The 23168-nt window shown below is 44.3% G+C and carries 16 protein-coding genes; 14 read left to right on the plus strand and 2 right to left on the minus strand.

What is annotated here, in order from left to right; genetic code table 11:
* Nucleotides 1–5: 5 nt before the first annotated feature.
* Nucleotides 6–1688, minus strand: coding sequence for a DNA repair protein RecN (gene recN, locus ACZ5O6_RS01775; RefSeq protein ID WP_447092222.1), 1683 nt, complete (start codon nt 1686–1688; stop codon nt 6–8).
* Between the two features lie 329 nt (nt 1689–2017).
* Between recN and grpE the strand changes: the two genes are divergently transcribed.
* From grpE to greA, 13 genes are all read left to right on the plus strand, one after another.
* A complete protein-coding gene (grpE, locus tag ACZ5O6_RS01780; RefSeq protein WP_447092223.1) occupies nt 2018–2626 on the plus strand; it encodes a nucleotide exchange factor GrpE in 609 nt (202 codons plus the stop codon).
* A 145-nt stretch (nt 2627–2771) separates the two neighbouring features.
* Nucleotides 2772–4697 (plus strand): molecular chaperone DnaK, encoded by a 1926-nt coding sequence (gene dnaK / locus ACZ5O6_RS01785; protein ID WP_447092224.1) that lies wholly within the window; start codon nt 2772–2774, stop codon nt 4695–4697.
* Nucleotides 4698–4848: 151 nt separating this feature from the next.
* Complete coding sequence (dnaJ, locus tag ACZ5O6_RS01790; protein ID WP_447092225.1) at nt 4849–5964, plus strand: molecular chaperone DnaJ; 1116 nt, start codon at nt 4849–4851, stop codon at nt 5962–5964.
* 201 nt (nt 5965–6165) lie between these two features.
* Nucleotides 6166–6969 (plus strand): 4-hydroxy-tetrahydrodipicolinate reductase, encoded by an 804-nt coding sequence (dapB, locus tag ACZ5O6_RS01795; RefSeq protein WP_447092226.1) that lies wholly within the window; start codon nt 6166–6168, stop codon nt 6967–6969.
* Nucleotides 6970–7283: 314 nt separating this feature from the next.
* On the plus strand, nt 7284–9296 hold the full coding sequence (locus ACZ5O6_RS01800; protein ID WP_447092227.1) for a methyl-accepting chemotaxis protein: 2013 nt from the start codon (nt 7284–7286) through the stop codon (nt 9294–9296).
* Between the two features lie 23 nt (nt 9297–9319).
* Complete coding sequence (locus tag ACZ5O6_RS01805; RefSeq protein ID WP_447092228.1) at nt 9320–11101, plus strand: two-component system response regulator; 1782 nt, start codon at nt 9320–9322, stop codon at nt 11099–11101.
* Between the two features lie 85 nt (nt 11102–11186).
* Nucleotides 11187–11624 carry a response regulator gene (locus tag ACZ5O6_RS01810; RefSeq protein WP_447092229.1) on the plus strand — a complete coding sequence of 146 codons (438 nt, stop codon included), beginning with the start codon at nt 11187–11189 and terminating at the stop codon, nt 11622–11624.
* A 33-nt stretch (nt 11625–11657) separates the two neighbouring features.
* The gene (locus ACZ5O6_RS01815) at nt 11658–12890 is read left to right on the plus strand and encodes an ABC transporter substrate-binding protein (protein WP_447092230.1); all 1233 of its coding nucleotides are present in this window, start codon (nt 11658–11660) and stop codon (nt 12888–12890) included.
* Between the two features lie 35 nt (nt 12891–12925).
* Nucleotides 12926–15724, plus strand: coding sequence for a PAS domain S-box protein (locus ACZ5O6_RS01820; protein WP_447092231.1), 2799 nt, complete (start codon nt 12926–12928; stop codon nt 15722–15724).
* Nucleotides 15725–15741: 17 nt separating this feature from the next.
* Nucleotides 15742–16491: an ATP-binding protein gene (locus tag ACZ5O6_RS01825; protein ID WP_447092232.1), complete on the plus strand. Its 750-nt coding sequence runs from the start codon at nt 15742–15744 to the stop codon at nt 16489–16491.
* A 408-nt stretch (nt 16492–16899) separates the two neighbouring features.
* Entirely contained in the window at nt 16900–18075 is a 1176-nt protein-coding gene (gene carA / locus ACZ5O6_RS01830) for a glutamine-hydrolyzing carbamoyl-phosphate synthase small subunit (RefSeq protein ID WP_447092233.1), read from the plus strand.
* Between the two features lie 84 nt (nt 18076–18159).
* Nucleotides 18160–21378 carry a carbamoyl-phosphate synthase large subunit gene (carB, locus tag ACZ5O6_RS01835; protein ID WP_447092234.1) on the plus strand — a complete coding sequence of 1073 codons (3219 nt, stop codon included), beginning with the start codon at nt 18160–18162 and terminating at the stop codon, nt 21376–21378.
* A 55-nt stretch (nt 21379–21433) separates the two neighbouring features.
* Nucleotides 21434–21910 (plus strand): transcription elongation factor GreA, encoded by a 477-nt coding sequence (gene greA / locus ACZ5O6_RS01840; protein ID WP_447092235.1) that lies wholly within the window; start codon nt 21434–21436, stop codon nt 21908–21910.
* Between the two features lie 112 nt (nt 21911–22022).
* Here the strand turns inward: greA and yhbY are convergent, their stop codons facing one another.
* Nucleotides 22023–22322 (minus strand): ribosome assembly RNA-binding protein YhbY, encoded by a 300-nt coding sequence (gene yhbY / locus ACZ5O6_RS01845; RefSeq protein ID WP_447092236.1) that lies wholly within the window; start codon nt 22320–22322, stop codon nt 22023–22025.
* Nucleotides 22323–22478: 156 nt separating this feature from the next.
* Between yhbY and rlmE the strand changes: the two genes are divergently transcribed.
* Nucleotides 22479–23099 (plus strand): 23S rRNA (uridine(2552)-2'-O)-methyltransferase RlmE, encoded by a 621-nt coding sequence (gene rlmE / locus ACZ5O6_RS01850; RefSeq protein WP_447092237.1) that lies wholly within the window; start codon nt 22479–22481, stop codon nt 23097–23099.
* Nucleotides 23100–23168: the final 69 nt, after the last annotated feature.

The following is a 23168-nucleotide window of genomic DNA, read 5'->3' on the forward strand; positions in this document are numbered from 1 at the left end:
TATGATTAAGCACCTTCGAGCATGACTTTGGCATGAGCTAATGACTGTTCAGAGACATCGCTGCCGCTCATCATGCGTGCAATTTCTTTAATCTTCTCTTCTTCGTTTAAGGCAATAATTGTACTTGACGTTTTGGCGGCCGATTTTTTATGCTGGTCGTTAGTCGATGACTTACTTACTCGCCAATGTTGGTGGCCTTTGCTGGCCACTTGCGCAAGGTGAGTAACACACAAGACTTGGCTACGTTTCCCTAGGTTGGCGAGTAGTTGCCCGACCACATCAGCCGTGGCGCCGCCAATACCAACGTCGACCTCATCAAATACTAGCGTTGCGATATGAGATGCTTGGGCTCTAGCGACTTGTATCGCTAAGCTGACACGCGATAGCTCACCTCCTGAAGCGACTTTGCTAAGCGGCTTATGTGGCTGCCCGGGATTGGTACTAATCATAAACTCAAGCTGATCAATTCCTTGTGGAGCGGCGTTATCTTCGTTGCTCGTGACAGCGACGATAAAGTCTGCGTTAGCCATAGCTAGTGTGGCGAGTTGCTGGTTGACTTGTTGAGTGAGTTGTTTTGCGGCTTTTTGGCGTTGTGCCGATAGTTTTTTGGCATGCTTCAAAAACGTTGTTTTGGCTTTCTCGGCATCGTCGGCTAATTGTGTGAGTGCATCGTCTCCACCAGACAGTGAATCAAGTTCTTCGGCGAGCGATAGGTGTGTTTGAGGTAATGCCTCCGGTGCAACATGGTGCTTGCGAGCGATCTCGTAGCAAGCAGAAAGGCGCTCACTGACTTCGTTTAAACGCTCAGGGTTAATGGTGGTGCTATCCACTTGATGTCGAATTTCGGCGTGGGCTTCTTCGACATGAATAAGTGCGTTGCTGAGTAATTGCTCGGCATTAGTGAGCGTCTTGCTTTTGGGCTTAATGTCGCCTAAAAGGCGCAGTGCCTGTGAAAGATTGGCTTGTAATCCATGTTCTTCATGATCGCAATATTCGGCAAGTTGCAGGCTTTTTTGGATAATACTTTCAGCGCTTTCTAGTGTTTGCTGCTCCGCTTCTAATAGTGGGAGTTCGCCATCACTTAGGTCTAGTTGGTCTAGTTCATCGACTTGGTAACGCAATAGTTGATATCGAGCACGTGTCTCATCGGCATTATCTCGATGAGTTATCCATTTAGCGTGTAGTGTTTGCCAAGTTTTATATGCTAGCTTAACCGTATCAGCAAGGTTTTGATGTTGTGCAAATTCGTCCAGTAATCGCAAATGCGTTTGTTTTGATAGTAGCGACTGGTGTGCATGCTGGCTATGAATATCAATTAAATGCTCACCTAGTGCACGCACTTGCTGCAAGGTGACCGGTTGAGCATTAATAAAGCAGCGAGAACGCCCCTCGGCAGTAATAACACGTCGTAACAGGCATTCATCCTCAACACTGAGATCATTATTAATGAGCCACTGTTTGGCATCGTGTAGGTCGTTTAACGAAAATGTGGCGGTAATATCGGCGCGTTCACTTCCGTAACGGACACGCTCAGCGTCAGCCCTTTCGCCCAGTGTCATTGCTAAAGCATCCAGTAAAATTGATTTCCCTGTACCCGTTTCACCGGTGATAGCGGTCATGCCAGAACGTAAGTCGAGATCCAGATGTTCCACTAAGGTGAAGTTGTTGATCGTAATGTGTGTGAGCATGACGGACTCTCTTGGGGTAATGTGGTCAACGATACATGTTTGTTTATACAGTATTTGTGGGCGACTGCCAACTATTTCATCTCCGTTGTTGTGCTGCTTCTAGATGGGTATTATTTTTTGGGGTGTTGGGCGAGTTAGATGAGGGTGAGCTAAAAAGTCATTAGAAAATATAAGGCAATGCTTGAATCTGCATAAATCGTCCTTATATATGCGGCAGTAGAATTTGCTGAGGCTTGTAGCTCTCAGCGGTTGGTTACTTGAAAAAGCGCTTCTTTAAGAGTCGATATCAATGCTAGCGCTTAGCGAGAAAATATAATTAAGTAGTGGAGATGCCTGTGACTAATGAATCAGAAGATAAAGTAATCGATGAAGTGTCGTCGAGCGACACGCCATCAGACGCTGTTGAAGAAGCCGTAGATACGGCCGATGGCATTGACGACAGTCGTGCCGATAATGACAGCAGCGATATTGAGCAAGAAGATTCTGTTGGCGATGTATTGAGTGAAGAAATAGCGTCCCTTAAAGAGCAGGCGCTGCGTGCGCAAGCAGATGCCCAAAATACGCGTCGACGAGCAGAGCAAGATGTAGAAAAAGCGCGCAAATTTGCCTTAGAAAAATTTGTTTCTGATCTATTGCCTGTGGCAGATAACTTAGAGCGTGCTATTGCTGCGGGCAATCCAGAAGACGAAACACAAAAAGCAGTGATTGAAGGTGTGGAGCTAACGCTTAAGTCGCTGCAGGATACTCTTAAAAAGCACAAGGTCGAGATGGTTAATCCCGCCGGTGAGCCATTTGATCCTCAGCTACATCAAGCGATGACCATGGTGCCTAACCCTGATATGGAACCGAACACCGTGATGGACGTGTTCCAAAAAGGTTACACATTAAATGGTCGTCTCGTGCGCCCAGCTATGGTTGTAGTATCTAGCGCGCCTTAAGATTTTTTTTCATTGGCCTTGAAATTACTGATCGCAGGCCAATATTAGAACCAACGAAAAAAATCCCTGTAAAAAGGATGGTTTTTCGACCCTTTTATAATCCGTGTACATCGTACACAACAGGTAAATTTAGTGGAGACCCCTAATGGGTAAAATTATTGGTATTGATTTAGGTACAACCAACTCATGTGTTGCTGTGCTGGTAGATGGTAAAGCAAAAGTTATCGAGAATGCAGAAGGTGATCGTACGACGCCTTCTATTGTGGCATTTACAGACGATAGCGAAATCTTAGTGGGTCAAAGCGCTAAGCGTCAATCGGTCACTAACCCTTCAAATACACTTAACGCCGTTAAACGTTTAATCGGCCGTAAATTTAAAGATGATGTTGTGCAAAAAGACATCTCTATGGTGCCGTATAAAATCGTTGGCGCAGATAACGGTGATGCTTGGGTAGAAATTAAAGGCGATAAAAAAGCACCGCCACAAATTTCTGCAGAAGTATTGAAGAAAATGAAAAAAACTGCCGAAGACTACTTAGGCGAAACCGTTAGCGAAGCGGTAATTACTGTACCCGCTTACTTTAATGACTCGCAGCGTCAAGCCACTAAAGATGCAGGTAAAATTGCGGGTTTAGAGGTTAAGCGTATTATTAACGAGCCAACCGCTGCTGCGTTAGCTTACGGTATGGATAAAGAAAAAGGCGATAAAACCATCGCAGTTTATGACTTAGGTGGTGGTACTTTTGATATTTCAATTATCGAGATTGCCGACGTTGATGGTGAGCACCAATTTGAAGTGTTAGCCACTAATGGTGATACCTTCTTAGGTGGTGAAGATTTCGATATGCGTTTAATCGAATATCTTGCGGACGAATTTAAGAAAGACAGTGGTATCGATCTTCATAACGATCCATTAGCACTACAGCGTTTAAAAGAAGCCGGCGAAAAAGCCAAAATCGAGTTGTCGTCTAGCCAGCAAACCGAAGTTAACTTGCCTTACATCACGGCTGATGCGACAGGGCCTAAGCACTTGGTGGTTAAGCTGACACGTGCAAAACTAGAGTCATTGGTGGAAGAGTTGGTAGCACGCACTATCGAGCCATTAAAAGTTGCATTGGCTGATGCTGACTTATCCGTTGGTGAAATCGACGATGTTATCTTGGTTGGTGGTCAAACACGTATGCCTTTGGTTCAAGCAAAAGTTGCCGAATATTTTGGTAAAGAGCCACGTAAAGATGTAAATCCTGATGAAGCCGTTGCGATGGGTGCTGCGATTCAAGGTGCAGTATTAGCGGGCGACGTAAAAGACGTATTGTTGCTTGACGTTTCTCCGTTAACCTTGGGTATTGAAACTATGGGCGGTGTTGCGACACCGTTGATCGACAAAAACACGACGATCCCAACGAAAAAGTCACAAGTGTTCTCTACTGCCGACGACAATCAGTCAGCCGTTACTATTCACGTGGTTCAAGGTGAGCGTAAGCAAGCGGGGCAGAATAAATCACTGGGTCGATTTGACCTCGCTGATATTCCACCTGCGCCACGCGGTATGCCACAAATTGAAGTGACTTTTGATATCGATGCTAACGGTATTCTCAATGTAAGTGCGAAAGACAAGGGTACAGGCAAAGAGCAATCTATCGTTATTAAAGCGTCTTCAGGTTTAAGTGACGACGAGATCGAAGCAATGGTTGCGGATGCAGAAGCGAATGCAGAAGCGGATCGTAACTTTGAAGAGCTTGTCACTGCACGTAATACCCTTGATGGCCTTATTAGTGCTACCAAGAAAACTTTAGAAGAAGCGGGCGATAAAGCGACTGACGAAGAAAAAGCCGCGATTGAAGCTGCGTTAACTGAAGCCGAAGAAGCGGTGAAAGGTAATGACAAGGAAGCGATTGATGCAGCAACAACTAAGTTAACTGAAGCCTCTAGCTCATTAGCGCAGAAGATGTATGCGGAACAGGCGGGTCAGGCTGAAGCGGGTGCAGAAGCTGCTGGCGCTCAACAATCCGAGCCTGCCGACGAAGGTGTGGTTGAGGCTGAGTTTGAAGAAGTTAAAGACGATAAATAATTATCGTGAGTAAATAGGGGGCAGAGTAACGTTTTCTAAAAAGTTGCTTTGGCCTCAGTTTTACACTTTTATTACGCGGGCTTCTTAGTCCGCGTTTCTTGTATTTATACATCTCTCTTTACACAATGAAATATTACGGTAAATAACCATTATGTCTAAACGCGACTACTACGAAATATTGGGTGTTGATAAAAACGTTTCAGAAAAGGATTTGAAAAAAGCCTACCGTCGTGTGGCGATGAAATTTCATCCTGACCGTAATCCAGACGACAAAGGTGCGGAAGAAAAATTTAAAGAGGCGAGCGAAGCCTATGAAATTCTTTCCGATGCACAAAAGCGTAATGCCTACGACCAATATGGTCATGATGGCGTGAACCCGCAAATGGGCGGGGGAGGCGCAGGTTTTAATAACTTCAGTGATATTTTTGGCGATGTTTTTGGTGATATTTTTGGTGGTGCAGGTGGTGGCGGCCGTAGCCGTGGAGGGTCGCAGCGCGGCTCAGATCTACAGTACACATTGCAAATTGATTTAGAGAAAGCCGTAAAAGGTACCACAGCAAAAATCCGTGTGCCTACATTGGTTGCTTGTAAAAAGTGTGATGGCTCGGGCGCTAAGCCGGGCTCAAAGCCAGTAACGTGCTCAACCTGTGGTGGTGTTGGTCAGGTGCGTATGCAGCAAGGCTTTTTCTCTGTACAGCAGGCATGTCCTACTTGTCACGGTCAAGGTACTATTATTAGTGATCCTTGCGATGCCTGCCATGGTCAAGGGCGTGTAGAAGAATCAAAAACGCTATCAGTGAAAGTGCCTGAAGGTGTTGATACCGGCGATCGTATTCGTTTGTCTGGCGAGGGTGAAGCTGGCCCAGCCGGTGGGCAAGCGGGTGATTTGTATGTTCAAATCTCCGTAAAGCCGCATGATATTTTTGAGCGTGATGGTGCCAACTTATACTGTGAGGTGCCCGTTAACTTTGTTGATGCTGTGTTGGGTGGTGAGCTAGAAGTCCCTACTTTAGATGGTCGTGTTAAGCTCAAAGTCCCTGCAGAAACACAAACAGGTAAGCTATTCCGCTTGCGAGGGAAGGGGGTCACACCTGTGCGAGGTGGTGCCAAAGGCGACCTCATGTGTCGTGTAGTTGTTGAAACGCCGGTTAATTTGAGTAATAAACAAAAAGAAATACTGAAAGAGTTTCGTTCAGCGACCACTGCGGATAAACATTCCCCGCGTCAAAGTAGTTGGTTTGAAGGGATGAAAGAGTTTTTTAATTAAAGGAACCTCTTATTAACCGCTTTTGTCATTCCGGGCTTGACCCGGAATCCCTATAAATTGAGCATGTATAGATTCCGGCATACGCCGGAATGACGGTTAATCAGAGGTTTCTAAACACTTCGGTGTATTTCTTTTATATGAGTGCAGTTTAGCTCACAATGCCCTACAGGTTATTTTATTTCTACTTACAGGTGATTCATTATGTCAACGCGTATTGCGGTAACAGGGGCGGCAGGCCGCATGGGGAAAATGTTGATCGAGGCGATTGCTGTGTCAGCATCGGCCACGTTAACGGCCGCTATTGAGCAGCCTCATTCTAGTTTAATCGGCGCTGACGCCGGTGAGTTGGCCGGTCTTGGTAAAAATGGGGTCTCTGTTGTCAGTGATCTCACCGCAGTTGTTGATCAATTTGATGTATTAATAGATTTCACTGCGCCAGCCGCTACGATAGTGAATGCTCAGTACTGTGCTGAACATGGAAAAGGTATCGTCATAGGCACTACAGGGTTCTCCGTTGAGCAGTTAGCGACATTGGAATCGCTGTATCAACAATTACCCATTATTAAAGCCGCTAACTACAGTACTGGTGTGAACTTGTCCCTTAAGTTACTTGAGATGACAGCTAGCGTAATGGGTGAGGATTGCGATATTGAAATTGTCGAAGCGCATCATCGACATAAAGTCGATGCGCCTTCAGGTACGGCGTTAGTGATGGGTGAAGCCGTGGCTAATACCCTGAATCGTGATTTATCGAAAGTGGCTGTTTATGGTCGTGAAGGCCAGACTGGAGAGCGAGATAAAGAAACCATTGGTTTTGCGACCGTTAGAGGAGGCGACGTGGTGGGTGATCATACGGTGATGTTTATGGCCGATGGCGAACGTCTGGAGATTACTCATAAGGCATCCAGTCGTATGTCATTTGCCCGTGGTGCCGTGCGTGCAGCAGCATGGTTGGCGGGTAAAGATAAAGGCTTTTACTCAATGCAAGAAGTGCTGGGCTTATAAGTACCCCTCTCTGGTAAAGCACTTACAAGCGGTTGAGCGTTAACTCAACCGTTATTTATCCTCTTCTACGCTAAGTTTCTTCCCCCTTTTTTTATTAAGGTTGTATTTTCCCTCCTGCTTCAATTCTACAGCTGTTGGGTGATGTGCTTGTTTAGTTCTGCGCCATTACCCCCTGCGGGCAGTAATATTCTCTCAATATTCGTTAAACGCCCAATCTCTGTCTATACTTTTTGTTATAGCGTTGTGCCTGTCGTGCATGCGGTGCCTTTGCGGAACAGTTAACAACTGTTTCGGTTCCTGAGTGAGCAATTATTATGCGTTTTTTGAATAAAGTTTCTGTAAAGCTAAAAATAGCGGCCTTAAGTGTATTTTTTATCCTCTTTTCTGGTGTGACAACATTAAGTGTCGTGTCAACACTTAAGCAGCAGCGGCTAGATGGGCAAGTCATTAATATTGCTGGGCGGCAGCGCATGTTGTTGCAGAAAATCACGAAAGAGCATGTTATTCAGCATACTCAATCGGGTGTGAGTATTGATTTATATAATACTAAAACGCTGTTCACGACCTCCTTAAATGCATTGTTAGCGGGTGGAGAGACTTTTGTTGATTTGCAAATGACTCAGCCAATTGCCTTGTCGGCACCGGTTTATCCTGAGGTTATCGAAAGTTTGGAGCGTGTTGAATCATTATGGTTTGAGCATGATGAGCGTCTATCCGCCTTCTCTTCTGCGAAAGATGAAACGGTTAGTCAGCTGGAAGAGCTTAATAGAGCATCCGACGAACTAGTTGGAGAGATGCATCAAGCGGTTGGTGTTTTAGCGAGCAAATCCAGTGAGAAAATCGATGCGCTTATAGCAGAGGTGGTGATCTTATTTGTGTTATCAATAATTTTAGGTGGTTTACTCAGTGTGGCTATTATTCGTTTGGTGACTCAGCCATTGGATACATTACGAGCGTTTGCGAAAGACATTCGTTTGGGGCGGTTGGATGGTGAATTGCCGGGTCATTATTTTGAAGGGAAGAATGAAATCGCTTCTCTATCGCTGTCAATTGACGAGATGCGTAATAGCCTTGAGCAATTTTTTGGTTCGATGAAATCTAATAGCGTACATATGAAAAATACTGCGCAACAAGTCTCTCGAATCTCTAAGACGATTATCACCGCATCGGCAGAGCAAGACGCAAAAGCAAGCTCAGTGCAGGTATCTATCGAAGAGCTGATGTCGATTTCTAGTGAGGTTAAAGATTATATTGAACAAGCATCGGCATCAGTGAATGACAGTCAGAAAAAAGCGGGCGAGGGCATTATCTCTGCGCGCAAAAACATTGCAGACTTAGAAGGGGCTGTCACTGGAGTGAGTGCGGCTTCTGATATGATGACAAGCCTAAGTGAGTCGGCAGAAAAAATGCATGCGATTGTCGACTCTATCCAAAACATTGCGGCCCAAACTAATTTGCTGGCACTCAATGCCGCTATTGAAGCTGCCCGCGCGGGTGAGCAAGGCCGCGGCTTTGCCGTTGTTGCTGATGAGGTAAGAACCCTTGCAGCGAGAACATCGACATCAACCGGAGAAATTACAGAGCTAATTGATACTTTTAGTACTAAGGTCGGAGCGTCGGTAGGGGCAATGTCATCCTTGGTTGAGCAGGTCAATACGATTCAAGAAAGTTCTCAAGCAACCATCAGTAACTTTGAAAAAGTCAATGAAGATGTTGAGCTAACCGCTAATAATAACGCGCAAGTGTTGCAGCAAAATCAATTGCAAACGAATAGAATCAATGAGCTTTCCTCGGGCATTGAAGACTTATTTTTAGTGCTAAAAAATAATGCTAGCTCGGCTGATTCTACAACGTTAGTCAGTGAAGATTTATATAAAACTGCAGATACGTTGGGCGAACAATTAAGTGATTACACAGTGAGACCTACGCCATCGCATAGTGAGGTGATGGGAAATGAGCAAAGGAATAAGCCTAGGGTTCGATCAAACGTTGTAGCGAAACTCTTTGCAGGTGGTGAAGAAGTGCAAAACAGTATGATAGAGGATGTTAGTCTTTCAGGTTGTCGTTTAGTGACAAAAGAACCGTTGATTAGTAAGAGTTCGGCGAAAAAAATACTACGTATCGAAATGCAAATGCCCGATGATTCTGGGGATGCCTCGCAATCGTTGTTAAATTTGAAAGCCGAGATAGTAAGGTCAGAAGATCGGCAAGAGAAAATAGTAGACGATACGCGATATATCTATGGCCTGGAATTTTTATCAGTTAATGACGATAAAAAAGAAAAATTGAAAAAAATTGTTAACTACTTTAGCACGTCTATTCATTAACAGAGTATTGATTACCGTTATTTATGGGTACTCACTCAGCATTAGATCAGCGTGAAAACGCAGGCATTCTTATCATTGATGATAATATGGCTGATGGCACGCTGTTCTCAGAATTAATTGATTCTGACGCACCGTATGCTCAAGGTGATATTTTGCATGCGCATTCTTGTGAGGAGGCGTTAGTATTATTAGAAAAATTTCGACCCGTATGCTGTTTAGTCGATTATATGCTGCCGGGTGCCGATGGTGCTGAATTTATTAAATCGATTCGCCAGCAGGGCCATAACAAACATATTCCTATTATTATGATGACAGGGGAAGGGAATGAAAAAGTGGCTGTGGAGATTATGCGCAGCGGCGCTCAAGACTACCTCATTAAAGGCGAAATAACAGAGAAATTGCTTAATCTAAGTATCAAAAATGCGATACAAACATGTGAGCTGCAAGACCAACTGCATTATTTGGCGCACTACGATACATTAACGGGACTAATTAACCGCAGCTTGTTTTTAGATCGCTTGCAGACCACGGTTGATAAATGTGATCGTTATAACAATAGTTGTTCTGTGATGTATATCGATGTTGATAACTTTAAATATATTAATGATAGCTTTGGTCATTATGTTGGCGATGAAGTGTTGTCGTCAATTGCAAAACGAATGAAAGAGAGTTGTCGGGTTACCGATAGCTCCGCCCGTTTAGGTGGGGATGAGTTTGCTATTTTACTTGACTCTATTACAGAAGATGATGCGAAAAAAACGGCAGAAAAAATACTACATTCTGTGTCTAAACCGATTATTGTTGATGGTCAGTCATTCAATATTTCAGTTTCTATTGGTTTGGTTTTTTACCCCAAGGCTGCGAAAGATATGCATGAGCTATTGAAGCAAGCCGATGAGGCAATGTATCAAGCCAAGCAATCAGGTAAAGCAGGTTATAGCTACTTTTCTGATGATTATCGTGCCAAATGGGAGCGTACGAAACAACTTGAAATAATGTTGCCCGTCGCTATTAAAAATAATGAGTTGTCGCTGGCTTATCAGCCAATACTCAATGTTAGCGATTGTTCTCTTTACGGGTTAGAAATATTAGCGCGCTGGCGCCCCGAAGGTTTTGAGGTGTCAGCCCAAGAAATGGTGGGCATGATTGAACGGCTAGATTTGTTCGACCCGTTTCACTCGTGGTTAATGAATGCTGCGTTATCGCAATGCGCACAGTGGGAGGCGTTGGGTAGCGACATACAATACTGCCTTAACATCCCCGCCAATCATGTGCATAGTGAGTGGTTAGTGCATGCCTTACATAAAGCCTTGCAAGCCTATAGTATCGATCCTTTTCATATATCGCTCGAAATTACCGAAACAACTTTGATGGATAGTGCTGAGCCGGCGGCCGAATTATTGGGTTTATTGCAGAATGAAGGTGTGTCAATCTCAGTTGAAGATTTTGGTGCGGGAAAAAGTTCTATGGCGTATTTAACCTCTTTGCCGTTAGATGTCATAAAAATTGATCATCAATTTATTCAGGGTTTGTCGGTTAACCCCGCTAATCGAAAAGTCGTCGAGGCCATTACCGCATTAGGGCATAGTATGAATTTACAGGTAGTCGCAGAAGGTGTAGAAACCCAAGAGGATTTTGATGTTTTGCAGACCATTGGTTGCGACTTGGTACAAGGGTTTTATTTTAGCGCACCTAAAACAGCGGATGATATTTGGCGTACGTTTTCAAATGGTAAGGGTTGTGTTAATCAGTATTCAAATCTGTCGCAAGCATCGTGCTCCAATAATGCCTCGTTCAATCGTTAATGGCTTGTGTGGTAGTTTCCATTTTATGATTGTGCTTTAATCTCTGGCTTACCTATGCCACCCATTAATTACAGGGGTTTATAATATGTCACAACCGATACAAATACTGATGGTGGAAGATAATCCTGCCGATGTTGAGTTAACGAAAGAAGCGTTTAGCGATGGAAAGCTCAGTAACTCTTTGCATATTGTTCATGACGGTGAAGAAGCGTTAGATTATTTGTATAAAAGAGCACGTTTTGCCAATGTTGAAACGCCTGACATTATATTGTTAGATCTTAACTTGCCGAAAATTAGTGGGAAAGAGGTGTTGGCTACATTAAAAGGCGACGCGAGCCTTTCTTCTATTCCGGTCATTATATTGTCAAGTTCCGAAGATAGTGAAGACATTAAAGCCAGTTATGCATTGAATGCGAATAGCTTTGTTACAAAGCCCGTTGCCATTGATGATTTTTTGGCGGTTGTTAAAAGTGTCGAACACTTTTGGGTTGAAGTTGTTAAATTACCGTTTGATAAACGATAAGTTTTCTTTGTTTGCGCTGAGGGTGTAGAAAGTATGTGTGAATACAGAAAAGTCCGCATTGGACTGGTGGCAGTCATTGCTCTTTCATTTTTTTCGTTACCTATCTCGGCGGAAGAAAAAGTGCTGCGTTTATATCACGATGCTGATTGGTCTAACAATGTGGAGTCCGCTAACGCCATTTGGCAGGGTGTACACGTGGCACTTGATGAAATAGATTATCAGATACAGGGCTATAAGATTGAGATAATTAAAAAAGATCATCGTGGTAATGTGGTTCGTAGTAAGCGGCACTTGGATGCTTTTTTACAAGACCCTTCTGCGCTGGCAGTCGTATCTGGTATTCATTCTCCACCACTCATTAAACACCGAAAGTATATTAACGAAAACGATATTCTCACACTGGTGCCATGGGCGGCCGGTGGTCCAATTACGCGCTATCCTTCTACTGAAAACTGGGTGTTTCGTTTATCTGTTGACGATACTAAGGCGGGGGGCGTGTTGGTTAATTATGCGCTTAATCAGCAGGCTTGCCGGTCTCCACATTTGTTTTTAGAAGACGGCCCTTGGGGGCAGTCTAACCTTGCGAATATGAAAAAAGCGCTGGAGGCTGCCGGAATTACTTATAAAGGTGTGACACGTTTTGGTTGGAATATGAAACGGCATACGGCTTCGCATGAATTAACAAAAATGGTTGATGCCGGTGCAGATTGTGTGCTGCTAGTGGCCAATGTCTACGAGGGCGCTCAAATTGTCAACGCCATGGCCGCTTTGGAGCCATCGAACCGTATGTCTATTATTAGTCATTGGGGCATAGTGGGGGGAGACTTTCATCAGCGCGTCGGGGTCGAACAGCGCAAGAAAGTCGATTTACATTTTATTCAATCCTGCTTTTCATTTTTGCAAACGCCGATGACAGAGAAAGGTCAATCTGTTTTTGAAAAGGCGATGCAGCGCTTCCCTGAAGAAATTTCGTCATTCAAAGATATTCGTTCGCCGAGTGGTTTTATTCATGGCTACGATATCACGCAATTATTGTTAGCCGCGCTGGCGAAAGTAGAACTTAATGGTACCGCTAAAGACCATCGTGATGCGGTGCGTGCTGCTTTAGAAAACCTGCAGCAGCCAATATTGGGGCTCGTAAAAACGTATCACGTGCCTTATCGCCCATTTAGTGACGCTGATCCTGATGCGCATGAAGCACTTAACCGCGAGGATTTTTGTATGGGATATTACGACGATCAAGATAGCGTCATTGTTTTAAAATAATAGATTTTTTACCGCTATAAATAGACGAGAATTTTATGCCTTCATCCGTAGATGAGATATCCAAAAGTAAACAATCTATAGTTAGATTGTTTGTTGCTTTTGTGGGCTTTTCATCGGTTTTGTTTTTTGCAGTGATCTCCTTATTTCTTATCCCTTTAGTGAATGATAGTTTTGATGCGTTACAGCAAAAATCGGAAGCGCAAACGTTAGATAGTTATGCGTTAAAGTTTTCAACATATATTGATGGTCGTGTTCTCTTGCTTAATGATATTGCGTCATCACCATTGGTAACTAACGCTGCGTTGATTGCTAACAATACGCCAGCACTAGCCGACTTTGTCAATGATGTACGTGTACTGGGTGAAGATCCAGAACTTGCAGTTATTGACATTAATGCAAGGGTCTTGATTGCTGAAAACGAAGCGGATAATTCTTATGGGTGGGTGCAGCCATTACTGAGTGAAGGCGTTGATAGTGTAGTTCGCCTAGTGGAATCAAGAAAGACAGATTCCGGTATGACGACGCCAATATTTGAACTAGCTGTACCGATTATTTATCGTAACGGTCGTGAGGGTGTATTAGTGGGGCGTATCAATGCAGCGCCCAATCGTATTTATTCAGAAGAATTGTTATTGCCGGAAGAATCAGCAGTTCGATATTCCTTGGCAGGGAAAAACATAGCGTCCTCAATGGAACTGATAAAATCTCCGAGTGAAAAAACAGCAATTATTGAGCCTTATGGTATTGCATTAACCCATATTTCTAGTAGTCAAGAAGTGGCCGAACGTAAAAAGTATTTATTTTTTCGCTTTTTATTAGGGGCTGGAATTTCGGCTGTTGTTATGTGTTTGGCGCTATTTTTAATTGGTCGAAAAGTGATTCTTCAGCCTTATATTAAACTGGCCGGTTTGCAAAATGCAGTGTCAAAAGCCGTTGAGGGTATCTCTTTTATTGATCCGTCAGGTTGTTATCAGGCAGTCAATAATGCTTATGCGGGTATAGCAGGGTATAAGCCACAAGAGTTAGAAGGAAAGCAGTGGGCGATTACGGTTCATCCAGAAGACTTGCCCGGTTTAGAAAATGCTTATAAAACAATGTTAAACGACGGAATTGTCACAGCGGAAGCACGAGGTATTAACAAAGAAGGGGAGATCTTTTATAAGCAAGTTACGCTGGTTGCCGAATATGACGATGTGGGTGAGTTAAGTGGGCATCATTGTTTTATGAAAGATATTTCTTTCCGTAAAGAGAATGAAAAAAAGCAAGAGGATCTTATTCAAGCGCTAGCAAGAACTAATTCTCATTTGTTAGAGGAGCAAGAAAAGAATTTGCTCGCAGAAAAAAATATCCGCACTATGTTTAATTTTCAGCAGGTAGTGTTTGATAATGTGCCGGATATGTTGTTTGTTAAAGATGAGAAATTTCGTATTGTTCAGGCCAATAAAGCATTTTTAAATGTATACCCTAGTGATATGCGCAATCAGGTGATAGGGACAACGACATTGGAGTCGTATCGTGAAGATGAAAGAGAGGCATTCTTAGTTAACGATAGAAAAGCATTTAAGGATGGATTGTCTCAAGTGGAAGAGTCGCTACTGTTTCCAGATGGCGAGTTTCGTACACTGATAACTACCAAGGTGCGGTTTTATGATGAGTATGGTGATGTTTTTATTTTGGGTGTGGCGAGTGATATTACCGATATAAAAACAGCACAAACAGATTTGTTAAAAAGTGAGCAGCGTTATGAATTGTCGGTGAAAGGTTCCTCCGTGGGCCTGTGGGATTATGATACGGTAAGTGGAGAGCTTTACTGGTCAGATCGTTTCAAGGAAATGTTAGGTGTGACCACCGAATTTAATGGTGAGCTAGCGGATTTTTCTGATCTCCTGCATGCAGATGATAGGCCGTATGTTTTGGATGCGCTTGATAAGCACTTGAAAAATGAAGGGCCTTATAAAGTCGATTACCGAATGCAAAAAATTGATGGTAGTTATATATGGATACATGCAGAAGGGCAGGCGTTGTGGAATGAAAAAGGTGAGCCTGTTCGTATGGCAGGCTCTGTTGAAGATATTACTGAGCGTAAGCAAAAAGAAATAGAGCGAGAAAAATTAATTAATGATTTGGCTAAGTCGAATGAGGGTTTGGAGCATTTTGCATTTATTTGTTCTCATGATTTACAAGAGCCGTTGCGAATTATTCGTAGCTTCTCTGAACGCTTACAAAAGCATATGGGTGACTCTTTAGAGGGTGATGAAAAAGCTGAGCTTTATTTTAAATTTATTGTTGATGGTGCCGCTAGAGCGCAAGTGCTAATTGCCGATATATTGGCATATTCTCGTTTAGAAAATGATACTCAAGTGTTAGAGGACGTTAGCGCAGAAGAATTAGTCGAGGCGGTTAAAAAGCATTTGCAAATAGGGCTCGACGATGATCAGCGATTAGTGACATACGATCCTTTGCCGATGTTAAGTGGTAATAAAACGCAGTTGTACCAATTGTTACAAAATTTAATTAATAACGGGTTGAAATATCAAGCGGCGGGTGTGAAACCAGAGGTGCACATTAGTGCGACGGATTCTGGTGATGGCTTTTGGTGTTTTTCGGTTAAAGATAATGGTATTGGTATTGAGCCGCGTTATCAAAAACAAATATTTGATGTGTTTAAGCGTTTACATGGGCAAAGCGAATATGCAGGCACCGGCGTGGGGCTCGCTATTTGTACCAAAGTGGTAGAGCGCCACGGTGGTCGATTATGGGTCGAATCAGAAAAGGGTAGCGGCTCTACGTTTTTCTTCCGTTTGCCTAAGCCCGACGATTCTGCAAAGGTGTAGTTGTCGATTTAATATCAATGAGTGTGGGTAGTCTTGAGATGTCAGTTGATGAGAAGTATTTGCAAGCAGTGATGCGCACACTATCCCATGATATGGGGAGCTCTTTGCGTGCAGCTTCAGGCTTTTCCAAATTGTTAATTGAGCAATATGGCGATAGCTTGGATGAAAAAGCGTTGAATTGGTTAGCGCTTATCCGTTCTGAGGGTGAGATTGCACAGAAAAGGCTTAAGGTGTTTTCCCAGTACGCGAAGTTGCATGGTGTTGATGGCTTATCCGATACGTGCGATTTAGCGCTGGCTTGTCAGCGTGCCCAGACTGAGGTTGGTTTAAAGCAGTTGTTAGCTAATCATCCTGATTTTTCTCTGTCGGTATCCGCCCTTAGTGATGTGAAAGGTAATGCTGAGATGTGGCAATTGTATTTTTCGTTAATCATAAGTAATGCAGCTAAATATGCTCGTGCCGGTGAGCCTGTAACGTGTTCGGTTTTTACAGAAAATAAGCCAGCGTTCAATGGCGACGCTGCTCAGGTCTCGCTGGTGATTGAAGATGATGGTGTTGGTTTGTCGATGGATCATATTACAAAAGCGTTGCAGCCATATCGAACTCTGAATGCTCCCCAAGAAGGCGATGATGTGTCGTCGCTGTCAATGGGGATGGGCTTATCGTTAGCCAAGCGCATTGTTGATATGCACGAAGGTGTGTTTGTCGTTTGTGCTCGCCCCGATGGTCGTTCAGGCTTACGTGTAGAGGCAAGGCTGCCGTTGTAATCTGGGGTACGTTAATAAGCGGTAAAGTTACTCTAAAAAGTTGTGCCTCTGAAGAGTTTCCCTGTGGACGTTGTTATGCCTTTACCGTACAATCACGTCCCAATCAACGAAACCTTAATCGCAGCACTTTATGGTGCGTCGGCAGCCTTCTTCGGCAATCGAGTTGTGGTGTTTGTCTATCTATATAGATATTGTCACTACTTAATCTAGGTCTTCGGATTAAAGCGAGATGTAACGCAATGGCAGTCAATGCACGTTGTTCATCTCGCTTTTTTATAGCTTTTATCTATTCATTACTACATGAAATAAGGTGGGCCAAACACTAAAGTGTTTGAGTCCGGTTGCCTGCACGCGAGTATATTTCGCAAAGGGCGATGGCAAGCCTGCCTTATTCACTTTGGAGGTTGCGTGACAACGGGTGCCCTACAACCCATTCAGCAAGCGCTTGCTTGCGACAAACCCGCTATTTTGGTGCTGGCCGACGGTAGCGTTTTCCGCGGTACGGCGATTGGTGCCGATGGCCAAACGGTTGGCGAAGTCGTTTTTAATACGGCAATGACCGGTTATCAAGAGATTCTTACCGATCCATCGTATGCCAAGCAAATAGTCACCTTGACCTACCCCCATATAGGTAATACCGGTGTTAACCAAGAAGATGAAGAATGTGAAAACATTTGGGCGTCTGGTCTGGTTATTCGTGATCTACCGTTGTTAGAGAGTAACTTTCGCAGCAAGCAATCGCTGGATGTTTATTTAAAAACACGCAATATTCTTGGTATCGCTGGTATAGATACGCGTCGACTCACGCGTATATTGCGAGAAAAGGGTGCGCAAAGTGGCTGTATTATGGCGGGCGAAGGTATTAGCGAAGATGATGCGTTATCGGCAGCGAAAGCCTTTTCGGGTTTAAAAGGCTTGGATCTTGCGAAAGAGGTATCCACCAAAGAGAGCTATCGTTGGGACTTGGGTTCTTGGAATCTCGGGCAAGGGTTTAGTCAGTTGGGCGAAGGTCAGGCACGTTATAAGGTCGTGGCTTATGACTATGGCGTTAAGCGTAATATTTTACGCATGCTTGCTGACCGTGGCTGTGATATCACCGTTGTGCCTGCAGAGACATCAGCGCAAGATGTATTAGAGATGAACCCCGATGGCGTATTCCTTTCTAATGGCCCTGGCGACCCAGAGCCTTGTGATTACGCTATTGCAGCTATTCAAGAGTTGCTGCAGGCCGGTGTGCCGATTTTTGGTATTTGTTTAGGTCATCAGTTGCTGGCGCTCGCCAGTGGCGCCAAAACGGTGAAAATGAAATTTGGGCATCACGGTGGTAACCACCCGGTGCAAAATACCGAAACCGGTGTAGTAATGATTACTAGCCAAAACCATGGTTTTGCCGCAGATGAATCCACATTGCCTGCGAATGTCAAAGTGACACATAAATCACTCTTTGATGGTTCTCTTCAGGGGATTCACCTAACGGATAAGCCGGCATTTAGCTTTCAGGGGCACCCTGAGGCAAGCCCGGGCCCGCATGATGCGGCACCATTATTTGATCACTTTATCGCGCTAATGGATGAACAGCGTTAGCGCTGTGCAGCACTATTTTTGGTGCTGCGCATCAGATGATTGAGCAAACCCGATATTCGATACATTCGACAGTGAAATTAAGACATGCCAAAAAGAACAGACATAAATAGTATTTTAATTCTCGGTGCAGGGCCTATCGTGATAGGTCAGGCATGCGAATTTGACTACTCCGGTGCGCAAGCGTGTAAAGCGCTACGAGAGGAAGGGTATCGCGTTATATTAGTAAACTCTAACCCTGCCACGATTATGACCGACCCCTCAATGGCTGATGCCACTTACATTGAGCCTATTACGTGGGAGACGGTAGAGCGTATTATCGAAAAAGAACGCCCCGATGCCATTCTACCTACCATGGGTGGTCAGACCGCGCTGAACTGTGCGTTAGCATTGCATGAGCATGGTGTGCTTGAAAAGTACAATATTGAGTTGATTGGTGCGAACTACGAAGCCATTCACAAGGCAGAAGATCGTAACGCTTTCGATAAGGCGATGAAAAAAATTGGTCTTGAGTGTGCGCGTGCCGACATTGTTCATACCATGGAAGAAGCGCTACGTGTGCCAGATAAATTTGGTTATCCCGTTATTATTCGTCCATCATTTACGATGGGTGGATCGGGTGGTGGTATTGCCTATAACCGAGAAGAATTTGAAGAAATTTGTCAGCGTGGTTTTGACCTGTCACCCACTAATGAGCTGTTAATTGACGAATCGCTATTGGGTTGGAAAGAGTATGAAATGGAAGTGGTGCGTGATAAAAACGACAACTGCATCATTATTTGCTCTATCGAAAACTTTGACCCAATGGGGGTTCATACCGGCGATTCGATTACTGTTGCACCAGCGCAGACCTTAACCGATAAAGAATTGCAAATTATGCGTAATGCCTCGCTTGCGGTATTGCGTGAAATCGGCGTTGAAACGGGCGGTTCTAACGTACAGTTTGCGGTTAACCCTGAAAACGGTCGTTTGGTCGTGATTGAAATGAATCCGCGCGTCTCTCGTTCGTCAGCGTTGGCGTCTAAGGCTACCGGTTTTCCTATTGCTAAAGTAGCCGCTAAGTTGGCGGTGGGTTATACCTTAGATGAGTTGCAAAATGATATTACAGGCGGAACAACGCCAGTTTCGTTCGAGCCAACCATTGATTATGTGGTCACAAAAATTCCTCGCTTCACCTTTGAAAAGTTTGGCGATGCCGATGCGCGATTAACCACCCAAATGAAGTCGGTGGGTGAGGTAATGGCGATTGGTCGCACGTTCCAAGAGTCATTGCAGAAAGCATTGCGCGGCCTCGAAGTGGGTTCCGCAGGTTTTGAGCCGATTGTCGATCTTGAGTCTGATGATGCGATTAATAGCATTCGTCGCGATCTATCTACGCCGGGTGCTCATCGTATATGGTATGTAGGTGATGCTTTCCGTGCAGGTATGACGGTTGATGAGGTTTTTGATTCGTCTGCGATTGACCCATGGTTTTTGGTGCAAATAAAAGAGCTGATTGATCTGGAGTCGCTCTTGTCTGACAGTGCCCTATCCGATTTAGATAAAGACACCTTGTGGGCGCTCAAGCGTAAAGGGTTCTCTGATAAGCGTTTGTCTGATCTATTACAAATTAGCGAAAAAACAGTACGTGATCATCGCCATAATTTAGGTGTCACACCAGTTTATAAACGCGTCGATACTTGTGCCGCTGAATTTGCAACGCCGACGGCTTATATGTATTCCAGCTATGAAGAAGAGTGTGAAGCGGAGAGTTCGGATAAAGATAAGATCATGGTTATCGGCGGTGGACCTAACCGTATTGGACAGGGTATCGAATTCGATTACTGTTGTGTGCATGCAGCCTTAGCGATGCGCGAAGATGGTTATGAAACCATTATGGTGAACTGCAACCCCGAAACCGTATCAACAGATTATGATACGTCGGATCGTCTATTCTTCGAACCAGTCACGTTGGAAGATGTGCTAGAAATTGTTCGCAAAGAAAAGCCTAAAGGTGTGATCGTGCAATTTGGTGGACAAACCCCGCTTAAACTTGCTCGTGACCTTGAAGCAGAAGGCGTGCCGATTATTGGTACAACACCTGACGCGATTGATCGTGCTGAAGACCGTGAGCGTTTTCAGCAAATGATTATTAATTTGGGTTTAAAACAGCCATCTAATGCGATTGTCCGCTCTACCGAAGAAGCCATTGCAGAGGCCGATAATGTGGGCTATCCCCTTGTCGTGCGCCCATCTTATGTGCTCGGTGGCCGCGCAATGGAAATTGTGTATAACCTGAAAGAATTGAAAACATATATGACTGAAGCGGTACAGGCGTCAGATGATGCGCCGGTATTGCTCGATCACTTTTTAAGTGCTGCAGTCGAAGTGGATATCGATGCCGTGAGTGATGGCAAACAAGTGGTGATTGGCGCCATTATGCAGCATATCGAGCAATGTGGTGTTCACTCTGGTGATTCAGCTTGCTCTTTGCCGCCTTACTCATTGCCTGAAGATGTGCAAAACGCTATGCGTGAGCAAGTGAAAAAAATGGCCATTGAGTTAGGCGTTATTGGTCTAATGAATGTTCAGTTGGCTTATCAGAATGAACAAATTTATGTGATTGAAGTTAATCCCCGCGCATCGCGAACCGTGCCTTTTGTTTCTAAGTGTATCGGTGTGTCGTTGGCGAAGGTCGCTGCTCGTTGTCAGGCTGGCGTTAGTTTAGAGGCTCAAGGCTTTACTCAAGAAATTGTGCCTGATTACTTTAGTGTAAAAGAGGCGGTATTCCCGTTTAATAAATTTCCTGCTGTCGATCCTATTTTGGGGCCAGAAATGAAGTCGACCGGTGAGGTCATGGGCGTGGGCGATAGCTTTGCAGAAGCCTATGGTAAAGCGCAAAAAGGTGCGGGTGATACAATTCCTACCAGCGGCCGCGCTTTTATTAGTGTTCGAGATGTCGATAAAGAAGGAATTGTTGATGTTGCTCGTTCGCTTGCCGAGCAAGGTTTTGAGTTGGTGGCTACGCAGGGCACTTACAATGTCTTGGCTGCGGCAGGTCTACAGGTCGAAGTTGTTAAGAAAGTAACAGAAGGCCGCCCTCATATTGTTGATATGATTAAAAACGATCAAATATCCTTGATCATTAATACCACTGAGGGTCGTCAAGCCACTAAAGATTCATCGAGTATTCGTAGAAGTGCGGAAAGCCACTTTGTGTATTACACCACCACATTGGCTGGCGGTGATGCGGTTAGCCAAGCGCTACGCTTCGGTAATGAAGAGCAAGTAAGAAGCGTGCAAAGTTTACATCAGCGTTTAGGTTAGTGTTCGCAAAGTGCATGATGATATTGATAGAACAGATTAGAGAATAGGATATAGAATGAGTACCGTTCCAATGACCAAGCAAGGCGCTGATGCTTTGCAGGCTGAGTTAGATGATCTGAAAAAAGTTCAGCGTCCACGCATTGTGCAAGCAATCGCTGAAGCGCGTGAGCATGGCGATTTAAAAGAAAATGCTGAGTATCATGCGGCCCGTGAACAGCAAAGTTTTTGCGAAGGCCGCGTTCAAGAAATAGAAGGAAAGCTGTCTAATTCGCAAGTGATTGATGTCACCACTATTGCGCATACAGGGCGCGTAATTTTTGGTGTAACTGTTGAGTTACTGAACTTAGATACCGATGAGCAAGTCACTTATCAAATCGTCGGTGATGATGAGGCTGACGTCAAGCAAGGTAAAATTTCGGTGAACTCCCCTATCGCTAGAGGCTTAATTGGTAAGTCTGAAGGTGATGAGGTTGCGATTAAAACGCCTGCGGGTGAAGTTGAATACGAAATAGAGAGTGTAAAGCACCTGTAGCGGTTGCTGGCTCGCTCTTTTCCGGCAAATAGCTTCCTTTTTATTTGTTGGAATTATCATCGCGCTTACCCGCTCTTGAAATGTGTAAACGCGGTGATTTATTGAGTTTGTGTTAACGAATATTGGAGAGCTTGCTGTTAGGTCTCTTTGCTTCTCTAAGGAGTAAAACAACTTTGCCTATTTGCTGTACCTGAATGGCTTTTGTTTGTTGGCTGATTTCATCGGCGACTTCTGATCGACTATCTCGATCGCTAATGGCAATCTTCACTTTTATCAATTCATGATCATCTAACGCGCGGTTAATTTCTTTTAGCACATTTTCTGTAAGACCGTTATTGGCAACAGTCACTACTGGCTTTAAGTCATGTCCAATACTGCGATACTGTTTCTTTTGCTCGTTGCTAAGTGGCATACTGCGTGGATATCCTGTTTTTGCTAATAGGTGTGTTGCAAATCGACCTTTCCGATTCTAAGGCGGCATTCTAATTTTTTTTAGGTGAAAAAGCGAACGCTTTACTATTTCGAAAGAGATAGGCGAAAAGTAGACGGCGAGAAAAAGAGTAAAGCTATGGCACGTTCAAAATCGAGTAAGGGTTGGTTGGATGAGCACTTTAAGGACAAATATGTGCAGCAATCACAGCAAGATGGCTATCGCTCTCGAGCGAGCTATAAACTGCTAGAATTAAATAAAAAAGATCGATTGATCAAAAAAAATATGACCATTATCGACCTTGGTGCTGCCCCAGGCGGTTGGTCGCAAGTTGCGGCTGAGTTGGTGGGGGATAACGGTACGGTTGTTGCTTCAGATATTTTGCCGATGGACGGCATTGCCGGTGTTGACTTTGTACAGGGCGATTTTACTGAAGCCAGTGTGTTTGAGGAGATTATGCAAGTGATGCAAGGTTTTAAAGCAGACCTTGTTATTTCCGATATGGCACCCAATATGAGTGGTATGGCGGATGTTGATCAGCCGCGCGCCATGTATCTAGTCGAACTTGCATTGGATATGGCAGTCCATACATTAAGCGATGGTGGTGCGTTTGTTGCTAAAGTCTTTCAGGGTGAGGGTTTTGACGAATTATTGGCGCAAACCCGTACGCACTTTTCCCGTGTAGTGACCCGTAAGCCAGATGCATCGCGTGCACGCTCGCGCGAAGTGTATTGGGTGGCGACAGGCTTTAAGGGCTAAGCGTTAAAAATGAGTAATATGAGCCTGCAAGCCAGTACGTATAAGTTCATGGTTATGATTGAAGTTGGC

It is taken from the genome of Eionea flava (genome assembly GCF_055393785.1).

Bases quoted from the DNA above. Each gene is read 5' to 3' on its own strand.
- dnaK (WP_447092224.1), top strand. From the start codon at position 2,772: ATGGGTAAAATTATTGGTATTGATTTAGGTACAACCAACTCATGTGTT.
- ACZ5O6_RS01820 (WP_447092231.1), top strand. From the start codon at position 12,926: ATGCCTTCATCCGTAGATGAGATATCCAAAAGTAAACAATCTATAGTT.
- ACZ5O6_RS01825 (WP_447092232.1), top strand. From the start codon at position 15,742: ATGAGTGTGGGTAGTCTTGAGATGTCAGTTGATGAGAAGTATTTGCAA.
- ACZ5O6_RS01800 (WP_447092227.1), top strand. From the start codon at position 7,284: ATGCGTTTTTTGAATAAAGTTTCTGTAAAGCTAAAAATAGCGGCCTTA.
- greA (WP_447092235.1), top strand. From the start codon at position 21,434: ATGAGTACCGTTCCAATGACCAAGCAAGGCGCTGATGCTTTGCAGGCT.
- rlmE (WP_447092237.1), top strand. From the start codon at position 22,479: ATGGCACGTTCAAAATCGAGTAAGGGTTGGTTGGATGAGCACTTTAAG.
- ACZ5O6_RS01815 (WP_447092230.1), top strand. From the start codon at position 11,658: ATGTGTGAATACAGAAAAGTCCGCATTGGACTGGTGGCAGTCATTGCT.
- ACZ5O6_RS01810 (WP_447092229.1), top strand. From the start codon at position 11,187: ATGTCACAACCGATACAAATACTGATGGTGGAAGATAATCCTGCCGAT.
- carB (WP_447092234.1), top strand. From the start codon at position 18,160: ATGCCAAAAAGAACAGACATAAATAGTATTTTAATTCTCGGTGCAGGG.
- recN (WP_447092222.1), bottom strand. From the start codon at position 1,688: ATGCTCACACACATTACGATCAACAACTTCACCTTAGTGGAACATCTG.
- dnaJ (WP_447092225.1), top strand. From the start codon at position 4,849: ATGTCTAAACGCGACTACTACGAAATATTGGGTGTTGATAAAAACGTT.
- dapB (WP_447092226.1), top strand. From the start codon at position 6,166: ATGTCAACGCGTATTGCGGTAACAGGGGCGGCAGGCCGCATGGGGAAA.
- yhbY (WP_447092236.1), bottom strand. From the start codon at position 22,322: ATGCCACTTAGCAACGAGCAAAAGAAACAGTATCGCAGTATTGGACAT.
- ACZ5O6_RS01805 (WP_447092228.1), top strand. From the start codon at position 9,320: ATGGGTACTCACTCAGCATTAGATCAGCGTGAAAACGCAGGCATTCTT.
- grpE (WP_447092223.1), top strand. From the start codon at position 2,018: ATGCCTGTGACTAATGAATCAGAAGATAAAGTAATCGATGAAGTGTCG.